This window comes from Streptomyces sp. NPDC059456 (assembly GCF_042750055.1).
Lineage (GTDB): Bacteria > Actinomycetota > Actinomycetes > Streptomycetales > Streptomycetaceae > Streptomyces.
This window is the reverse complement of record NZ_JBHYVA010000339.1, coordinates 1-8,869: the sequence shown is the minus strand read 5'-3', so window position 1 is coordinate 8,869 and position 8,869 is coordinate 1. Positions and strand designations below refer to the sequence as shown.

Genomic DNA, 8,869 nt, shown 5'->3' with positions numbered 1-8,869 from the left:
GGGGGGGTCTGTCGGGCCCCCCCCCGCCCCCGCGGGGGGGGCGCCCCCGGGGACCGGGGGGCCCCCGGCGAACTGCGCGAGCGCGGCCCCGGCCCCGCTGTGCCGGATCCCGCCGCCGGCGACGATCAGCGGGCGCGCGGAGCCCCGTACCGCCTCGGCGGCCCGCACGAGCTCGTCCCGGTCGGGCCGCGGCCGGCGCACCCCCCACACCCGTTCGGCGAAGAACTCGGGCGGCCACTCGTGGGCCTCGGCCTGGACGTCCTGCGGCAGCGCCAGGGTCACCGCACCGGTCTGGACGGGGTCGGTGAGCACCCGCATGGCTTCGAGGGCGGCCGGGATCAGGGCCTCGGGCCGGGTGATCCGGTCGAAGTGGCGGGAGACGGGCCGCAGGGTGTCGTTGACGGAGACGTCGCCGGCGTGCGGCACCTCCAGCTGCTGGAGCACGGGATCGGCGGGCCGGGTGGCGAAGGTGTCGCCGGGCAGCAGGAGCACGGGAATCCGGTTGATGGTGGCGAGGGCGGCCCCCGTGACGAGGTTGGTGGCCCCCGGCCCGATCGAGGTGGTGACGGCGTGGGCCGAGAGCCGCCCGCACTGGCGGGCGTACCCGACGGCGGCGTGCACCATGGCCTGCTCGTTGCGCCCCTGGAGGAACGGCATCTCGCGCGGGCCGCTCTCCAGGAGGGCCTGGCCGATGCCGGCGACGTTCCCGTGCCCGAAGATCCCCCAGGTGGCGGCGATCAGCCTGCGGCGCCGGCCGTCGCGCTCGGTGTACTGCTGCGCGAGGAAGCGGACGAGGGCCTGCGCGACGGTGAGCCTCATCGGGTCTCCTCCTCCTGCGCCCGGTGGAAGGGCAGCCGGGGGTCGGTGTCCTGCCCGGTCCAGGTGTCCCGGATCCAGGCGTGGTCGGGGTGGTCGCGGATCAGCCACTCCCGGGGCCGGCCCGGGGGCCCGGCCATGACGTTGAGGTAGTACATGTCGTGCCCGGGCGCGGCGATGGACGGGCCGTGCCAGCCGTCCGGGACGAGCACCGCGTCCCCGGTCCTCACCTCGGTGAGGATGTCGGTCTTCCCCGCCGGCGAGGGGGTGACACGCTGGTAGCCGAGGCCGGGGGTGTCGCCGTGCGGGGCGATCTCGAAGTAGTAGACCTCTTCGAGGCAGGACTCCTCGCCGGGATGGAACTCGTCGTGCTTGTGGGGCGGGTACGAGGACCAGTTCCCGCCGGGCGTGAGCACCTCGACGGCGATGAGGCGGTCGCAGTCGAAGACGCCGGCGGCGGCGAAGTTGTTGACCTGGCGCGTGCAGTGGCCGGCTCCGCGGATCTCGACGGGGACGTCGCGGGCGGGCCCGTACCGGGCGGGGAGCACCCTCTCGCACCGCGCCCCGACGAGCGCGAACCTCCCTCCTGCGGCGGAGCGGATCCCGGCCCGTCCGTCGCGGGGCAGGTACGCGAAGTCGGTGACGGCGGTGAACACGCCCTCGCGTCCGCGCAGTTCGAACACAGGGGCCGGCGGGCCTCCTTCGGGCGGCGCGCACCGGACCGTGCACCCCCCGGCCAGCGGGAGGACGATCCACTCCCGGTCCCCGCACGCGTGCGGGTACGTCTCGCCCGGGGCGAGGTCCAGCACCCGCAGTGCGGCGTACTCCATCTCGTGGGAAGCGGTCAGCGTCACGTCTCCAGCACCTCTTCCACTTCCCCGGCGTACGGCATCGCCGCCGAGCACGCCAGCCGCGAGGCCACGATCGCCCCGGCCGCGTTGGCGAACCGCAGCACCCGCTCCAGGTCCCAGCCCGCCAGCAGCCCGTGGCACAGCGCCCCGCCGAAGGCGTCGCCGGCGCCGAGCCCGTTCACCACCTGCACCGGGACGGGCGCGGCCTCCGCCACCGTTCCGTCCCGCCGCATCGCCAGTACCCCCTCCGGCCCCCGTTTCACCACCGCCAGCTCGACCCCGGCCGCGAGCAGCGCCCGTGCGGCGGCCCGCGGTTCGCTCTCGCCGGTCGCGATCGCGCACTCCTGCGCGTTGCCGACGGCGACCGTGGCCAGGCCCAGTGCCTGCGCGTACGCCTCTCCCGGCTCCTCCTGCCACAGCATCGGCCTCCAGTCGAGGTCGAAGACCGTGATCCCGGACTTCGAGCGCGCCTCCAGCGCGGCGAGGGTCGCGGAGCGGCTCGGCTGCGCGCTCAGGCCCGTACCCGTCATCCAGAACACCCGGGCGGCCCGTACGGCGGCCAGGTCCAGCTCGTCCGGTTCGATCTCCAGGTCGGGGGCCTTCGGCAGCCGGTAGAAGTACAGCGGGAAGTCGTCCGGCGGGAAGATCTCGCAGAACGTCAGCGGGGTGGGGTAGCGCGCCACTTCCCCGGCCCACCGGTCGTCGACCCCGAACCCGCGCAGCTCGGCGCGCAGATAGGCCCCGAAGGGGTCCGCGCCGGTGCGGGTGATCACCGCCACCCGGCGGCCCAGCCGGGCCGCCGCGACGGCGACGTTCGTGGGCGAGCCGCCCAGGAACTTCCCGAAGGTGTCCGCCTCCGCCAGCGGTACGCCCGTTTTCAGCGGGTAGAGATCCACCCCGATCCGCCCCATCGTGATCAGGTCGAACCCGACATCGTCCGCGGTGGTCACAGGCAGTCCTCCCACTCGTCTCTCACCCTAAGGTGGCCGTCATGACGTCCTCCCCGCCCGCGTTGACCCGTATCCGCATCGGTTCGGCTCCGGACTCCTGGGGTGTCTGGTTCCCCGACGATCCGCTGCAGACCCCGTGGGACCGGTTCCTCGACGAGGTCGCCGATTCCGGGTACGAGTGGATCGAGCTCGGCCCGTACGGCTACCTCCCCACCGACCCCGCGCGCCTCGTGGAGGAGACCGCCGGACGGGGCCTGCGCGTCAGCGCCGGCACCGTCTTCACCGGACTCCATCACGGACCCGCGGTCTGGGAGCAGACCTGGGAGCACGTGTCGCGGATCGCGGAGCTCACCCGGGCCACGGGAGCCCGCCACCTCGTCGTCATCCCGTCCTTCTGGCGGGACGACAAGACCGGCGAGGTGCTGGAGGACCGCACCCTCACGCCCGCGCAATGGCGTGAACTGACCGCGCAGACCGAGCGGCTGGGCCGGGAGGTGCGGGACCGGTACGGGCTGCGGATCGTCGTCCACCCGCATGCGGACACGCACATCGACACCCCGGAGAACGTGGCCCGCTTCCTGGACGCCACCGACCCGGACCTGGTCTCCCTGTGCCTGGACACCGGGCACTACGCGTACTGCGGCGGCGACAGCGTCCAGGCCGTCGAGACCTTCGGCGAGCGGATCGGCTACCTCCACCTCAAGCAGGTCGATCCGCGGATCCTCGCCGAAGTCGTCGCGCAGCAGCTGCCGTTCGGGCCGGCCGTGGCCCGCGGGGTGATGTGCGAGCCGCCGTCGGGGGTCCCCGCGCTGGAGCCCGTGCTCGCGGCCGCCCAGCGGCTCGGCGTGGACCTGTTCGCCATCGTGGAGCAGGACATGTACCCGTGCCCGCCCGACCGGCCGCTGCCGATCGCCCGCCGCACCCGCGCCTACCTGCGCTCCTGCGGCGCCCGCTGACTTCCCGGAGGTACACACGACATGAGCACGCTGGGCATCGCCGTCATCGGGACGGGCAAGATGGGCGCCGACCACGTCCGCCGGATCGGGGGGACGGTCGGCGGGGCCAGGGTGGTGGCCGTGGCCGACCCGGACGGGGACCGGGTCAAGGCCGTCGCCGCGGGGCTGGACGGCGCGAGCGCGCACACGGATCCGGCGGCGGCCATGGCCGCACCCGGGGTCGAGGCCGTGCTGATCGCCTCGCCGGGGCCCGCCCACGAGGAGGCGATCCTGTCCGCACTGGGGCGGGGGCTGCCGGTGCTGTGCGAGAAGCCGCTGACCCCGGATCCGGCGGGGGCTCTGCGGGTGATGGAGGCGGAGCAGCGGCTGGGCCGGCGCCTGGTGCAGGTGGGGTTCATGCGACGGTTCGACGCCGAGTACGAGCGGCTGAAGGAGCTGCTGGACGCGGGCGGGATCGGTCGGCCGCTGTTCCTGCACTGCCGGCACCGCAATGCCGCCTCGCCGTCGTTCTTCACGAGCGACATGCTGATCAGCGACTCGGTCGTCCACGAGGTCGACGCGGCGCGCTGGCTGCTCGGGCAGGAGATCGCCGCGGTGTCGGTGCTCTCCCCGACGCCGACCGCGGCGGCCCCCGAGGGGCTGCGTGATCCCCGGCTGGTTCTGCTGGAGACCGCGGGCGGGGTGATCGTCGACGTGGAGATCTTCGTCAACTGCGGTTTCGGCTACGAGGTGCGGTGCGAGGCGGTGGGCGAGTCCGGGAGCGCCCAGATCGGTGAGGGGCATGCGATGGTGGTGCGCTCGGCGGGCCGCCGCTACGACGAGATCGCCCAGGACTTCACGGTGCGCTTCGCCGACGCGTACGACCGCCAGCTGCGGCGCTGGGTGGCCGCGGCGGCGCAGGGCCGGGTGGCCGGGCCCGACGCCTGGGACGGCTATGCGGCGGCGGCCGTCTCCGCGGCGGGGCTCGCCGCCGCGCGCAGCGGCGTACGGACCCCGGTGGAACTGGTGGACCGCCCGGCCCTGTACCGGTGAAGCACGGTACCGCTGAACCGCTGAACCGGTGTCCGGAGGGCCCGTTGTGCCGCATCTGTCACAAGGGTCGCCCTTGTGTCACAAATATCCGCATGACGCGGTTTTTCCGTCACAGCAGGTCAACAGCCGCTCCCCGACCTTCGCCCTCCGTCGTTCTCCGGGCACAACGCGAGTGATCGTCTTGTCCACGGGGCGGTTCCCCCGACGGCATCCAGGCCGGCCCCGAGCCGTGGACTAGGAGGTGTCGTCGATGAGCGACCGGCAGCTGTGGTCGTACAAGGAGATCGCCGCCCACATCCGGGTCCAGCCGGACACGGTGCGCTCGTACCGCAAGCACGGACTGCTCCCCGCTCCCGACCACGTGGAGGGCGGCAAGCCGTACTGGTACGCCGACACGATCCGCGCCTGGGTGGCCCGCCGCCCCGGCAACCGGGGCCGCCGCGAGGACTGACGCCCGGGTCGCCGCCCCGACCCCGCCCCGACCCCGCCGCGGTGCAGGACGGGGCCGGGGCGGGGCGGCGACCGCCGCCGGCCGCCTAGCGGCTGCCCGCCGGTATCCGGTCCGGCTCCTGTTCCGGCTCCGGCTCCGGTGTGCCGCCCGGCGTCTGCGCCATGGCCGGGGGCGCGGACTCGCCCTCGCTCAGGCCGAACCGCTCGTGCAGCCGCCGCAGCGGGGCCGGCGCCCACCAGGTGGCCTTCCCCGTCAGCTTCATGACCGCCGGCACCAGCAGACTCCGTACGACCAGCGCGTCCATCAGGACGGCCAGTGCGATCCCGAGCCCCAGCATCTTGGTGTTGGTCACCCGGGAGCTGCCGATGGCGACCATCACCACCGCCAGGATCACGGCCGCCGCGGTGATCAGGCCTCCCGTGCGGACCAGTCCGGTACGCACCGCCCCCTCGTGGTCCCCGGTCCGCTCGTACTCCTCCTTGATGCGGGAGATGAGGAACACCCCGTAGTCCATGGAGAGTCCGAAGGCGATGCAGAACATCAGCACGGGCAGGTTGGTCTCGATGTCCCCGGTGGAGGTGAAGGAGAGCAGTCCGGAGAGGTGCCCGTCCTGGAAGACCCACACGACCGCCCCGAACATCGCCGTCAGGCTGAGCGCGTTGAGCAGGACCGCCTGGACGGGTATCAGCACGCTCCCGGTGAGCAGGAAGACCAGCAGCAGCGTGGCCAGGACCACCAGGGCCAGAGCGGCCGGGAGTTTGCCGGCTATCGCCTTCTGGGCGTCGACGAGGACGGCCGCCTGGCCGGTCACCGAGGTCGTGAAGGGGGCGTCGACCTTGCGCACCTCGCCGACCAGTTCCTGGGCCCGCTCTCCGGCTGGCTCGCCGTCGGTGACCACCGAGATGTACGCGGTCCCCGGCCCCGACGCGGAGGTCACCGGCCCGTTCACCCGCACCCCGGGCAGGGCGGCCAGCCGGTCGCGGTAGGCGGCGAGCTCGGCGGGACCGGAGGCGCCTTCGGCCAGCACGGTCAGCCCGGCGCCCGGGCTGCCGGGGAAGCCGTCGCGGATCTGCTGCTGGACGAGGTGGGAAGTGGCGGTCGCCGGCAGTTGACGGTCGTCCACGGTGCCGAACTTCACCCCGAGGAAGGGCAGTCCGAGCAGCAGCAGACCGGCCGTGGTGGCGAGGGCGAAGACCGGGGCCCTGCGCATCACCAGCGCGGTCGCCCGCGCCCAGCCCCGCCCGTCCCCGGCGGCCGGCGGCCCGCCCGCCCGCGTCCCGCCCGCCGGCGCCGCGCCCGCCGCACCGGACCGGTTGCGGTTGCGCGCCCACAAGCGCCGCAGGTCGAGGGAGTTGACCCGGTCGCCGAGCAGCACGAGCGCGGCCGGCAGCAGGACGAGAGCGGCGGCCGCCGCGAGCAGGACCACCGCGACCCCGGCGTAGGCGAAGGAACGCAGGAAGTACATCGGGAAGAAGAGCATCGCCGAGAGCGAGACGGCCACGGTCAGCGCCGAGAACAGCACCGTGCGCCCGGCGGTGCGCAGGGTGGCCCCGACGGCAGCCGCCGGATCCCGCCCGGCGGCGAGCTCCTCGCGGAACCTGCGCACGATGAACAGGGCGTAGTCGATGGCGAGCCCGAGACCGAGCGCGGTGGTCAGGTTCTGGGCGAAGACGGAGACGTCGGTGAACTCGGTGAGGCCGCGCAGCACGGCGTTGGTGCCGAGGATGGCGACGATGCCCACGCCCAGCGGCAGCAGTGCGGCGACGGCGCTGCCGAAGACGAGGACGAGCAGGACGAGGGTCACCGGCAGGGCGATCACCTCGGCGCGCAGCAGGTCTTCCTGGATGGTGGTGGTCACCTCGCGCTGGACGGCGACCGGCCCCCCGAGGGAGACGCGTACCGGCCCGTGCTCGCCCCGGTAGTGCGGGGCGATCCGCTCCAGCACCGCGGCGCGGGTCTTCTCGTCACCGAGGACCCGGGCGGCGATCAGGGCCTGGCCGCCGTCCTCGGAGCGCAGCGCGGGCAGGTGGGTGCGCCAGTAGGAGCCGACTCCCGCCACCCCCTGCTCGGAGGCGAGTCGCGCGGTGAGCCGCTCGGCCTCGGCGGCGACGGCGGGATCGTCCACGCCCGCTCCGGCGCCGTCACCGGCGTCCACCAGCAGGAGCAGGTTGGGCTGGGAGCCCGGGAACTCGCGCTCCAGGACCTTGGCGGCGTAGGTGGACCGGGCGTCCGGATCCTCCCAGCCGCCGCTGCCCATCCGGTCGGCGACGCCGCCGCCCGCGAGGACGGCGAGTGCCGTGACCACGAGGGCGAGCAGCAGCGACAGCCGCGGCCGGGCCGTGACGATCCGGGTCCACCGTCCGCTCTCCCCTGACGACGGCGGTTTTTTGACTTCGGACATGACTCGGTGTCCCCTTCACCGTGATTGCCAGCGACTTTAAACTGACAAACACGAGCAGTCGCTCGCGTTTTCCAAGAATGCGAGCGCCCTCTCGCGTTTGTCAATCACCCACGGGAAGCAAGGGGACGGACATGCCGGAGAGGCCCCAGGACGAAACCGAGGAAAAGGCCCCGAAGGCCGCACGGAAGGCCACTGCCGAGCGCACCGCCAAGGCTCCCGCGAAGGCCACCGCCAAGACCCCCGCCAAAGCCCCCGCCCCGCGACGCCAGGCCCGCGGGGAGCGCCGGATCGCCCAGCTCCTGGCGGCCGCCGCCAGCGTGTTCTGCCGCACCGGCTACGCCGCCGCCAGCACCAACGCCATCGCCCGCGAGGCCGAGGTCTCACCGGGCACGCTCTACCAGTTCTTCCCGAACAAGGAGGCCATCGCCATCGAGCTGGGCGGCCAGCTGCTGCGCCGCGCCCACGAGATGCACGGCCAGGCCTTCCTCCCGGAGAACCTGGACAAGCCCCTGCCCGAGCTGCTCGACGCGGTCCTGGATCCCGTCATCGCCTTCAACTGCGAGAACCCGGCGTTCTGGGCGCTCATGCACGGCACCGGCATCCCCGGCATCGCCCAGGAGCACGAGGAACTGCACTCCGGGCTGCTGACCCGCGTCGAGGGCGTCCTGCGCACCTTCTGCCCGGACGGCACGCCCGAGGAGATCACCCGCGTCTCCAACATGATCCTGGGCATCTTCAAGTCCTCGCTCGACCTGATCCTGGCGAGCGAGGGCGCCGAGCGCGCCGCGTACATCGCCGAGGCGAAGACCGTCATGCTGCGCTACCTGGAGCCCATGGTCACGGCGCCCCACCCCCACTGACCCCCCACTGCCCCCCGACCGCCCCCCGGACCCGGGCGCACCCGATCCCCGGGCGCATCCGGAGCCGGCCGGGCCCGCCAGTTCCGGCCGGACCGTCCGGAACTGGCGGCACACACTCGCATTGATACCCCCTAGGGGTATAGTCTTCGGAGTGTCGGGAGGACGGTGGAGTGACACCGCCGCCCCCGGCGACCGGATACGCCCTCGAAGAGGAGAACGACATGACCGCCGAGACGGACACCCAGACCACCACCGTCTACCGCGTGACCGGCATGACCTGCGGCCACTGCGAGGGCGCGGTGACCACCGAGCTCTCCGCCCTCCCGGGCGTCGACTCGGTCAAGGCCGTCGCCGCGACCGGCGAGGTCACCGTGGTCTCCGCCGCGCCGCTCGCCGAGGACGACGTCCGCGCCGCCGTCGACGAGGCCGGGTACGAGTTCGCCGGCCGGGCGGGCTGAACGGCCCACCGCCCCGCCCCTCCTCCGCAGTACCCCGCCGGGCCGTACCGGCCAGCTCAGCCTGGTTACGGCCTGCCCGGACCTCCCCCTGGCG

9 protein-coding genes are annotated in these 8,869 nt (G+C 73.6%); 5 read left to right on the top strand and 4 right to left on the bottom strand.

What is annotated here, in order from left to right:
- The 3 genes from ACFXA3_RS25835 to iolC all read right to left on the bottom strand — a co-directional run.
- Window positions 1-819 (bottom strand): thiamine pyrophosphate-binding protein (locus ACFXA3_RS25835; protein ID WP_385190629.1); only part of this gene is annotated, 819 nt, incomplete at its 3' end.
- Window positions 816-1,646 (bottom strand): 5-deoxy-glucuronate isomerase, encoded by an 831-nt coding sequence (iolB, locus tag ACFXA3_RS25830; protein WP_385190634.1) that lies wholly within the window; start codon window positions 1,644-1,646, stop codon window positions 816-818. The genes iolB and ACFXA3_RS25835, both read right to left, overlap by 4 nt.
- 20 nt (window positions 1,647-1,666) lie before the next feature.
- A complete protein-coding gene (gene iolC, locus ACFXA3_RS25825) occupies window positions 1,667-2,578 on the bottom strand; it encodes a 5-dehydro-2-deoxygluconokinase (protein ID WP_385190632.1) in 912 nt (303 codons plus the stop codon).
- Window positions 2,579-2,658: 80 nt separating this feature from the next.
- On the opposite strand from iolC, the gene ACFXA3_RS25820 reads away from it, so the two are divergent.
- The 3 genes from ACFXA3_RS25820 to ACFXA3_RS25810 all read left to right on the top strand — a co-directional run bounded on the left by ACFXA3_RS25820 (window position 2,659) and on the right by ACFXA3_RS25810 (window position 5,056).
- Window positions 2,659-3,573 (top strand): sugar phosphate isomerase/epimerase family protein, encoded by a 915-nt coding sequence (locus ACFXA3_RS25820; RefSeq protein WP_385190628.1) that lies wholly within the window; start codon window positions 2,659-2,661, stop codon window positions 3,571-3,573.
- A 21-nt stretch (window positions 3,574-3,594) separates the two neighbouring features.
- Complete coding sequence (locus ACFXA3_RS25815; protein ID WP_385190626.1) at window positions 3,595-4,605, top strand: Gfo/Idh/MocA family protein; 1,011 nt, start codon at window positions 3,595-3,597, stop codon at window positions 4,603-4,605.
- A 250-nt stretch (window positions 4,606-4,855) separates the two neighbouring features.
- Entirely contained in the window at window positions 4,856-5,056 is a 201-nt protein-coding gene (locus ACFXA3_RS25810) for an AlpA family transcriptional regulator (RefSeq protein WP_053674774.1), read from the top strand.
- Between the two features lie 85 nt (window positions 5,057-5,141).
- Here the strand turns inward: ACFXA3_RS25810 and ACFXA3_RS25805 are convergent, their stop codons facing one another.
- Entirely contained in the window at window positions 5,142-7,457 is a 2,316-nt protein-coding gene (locus ACFXA3_RS25805; protein WP_385190624.1) for an MMPL family transporter, read from the bottom strand.
- 131 nt (window positions 7,458-7,588) lie between these two features.
- Here ACFXA3_RS25805 and ACFXA3_RS25800 point away from each other — a divergent pair, with 131 nt between their 5' ends.
- Window positions 7,589-8,317, top strand: coding sequence for a TetR family transcriptional regulator (locus ACFXA3_RS25800; protein ID WP_385190623.1), 729 nt, complete (start codon window positions 7,589-7,591; stop codon window positions 8,315-8,317).
- A gap of 221 nt (window positions 8,318-8,538) precedes the next feature.
- A complete protein-coding gene (locus tag ACFXA3_RS25795; protein ID WP_385190630.1) occupies window positions 8,539-8,775 on the top strand; it encodes a heavy-metal-associated domain-containing protein in 237 nt (78 codons plus the stop codon).
- The last annotated feature ends 94 nt before the right edge of the window (window positions 8,776-8,869 follow it).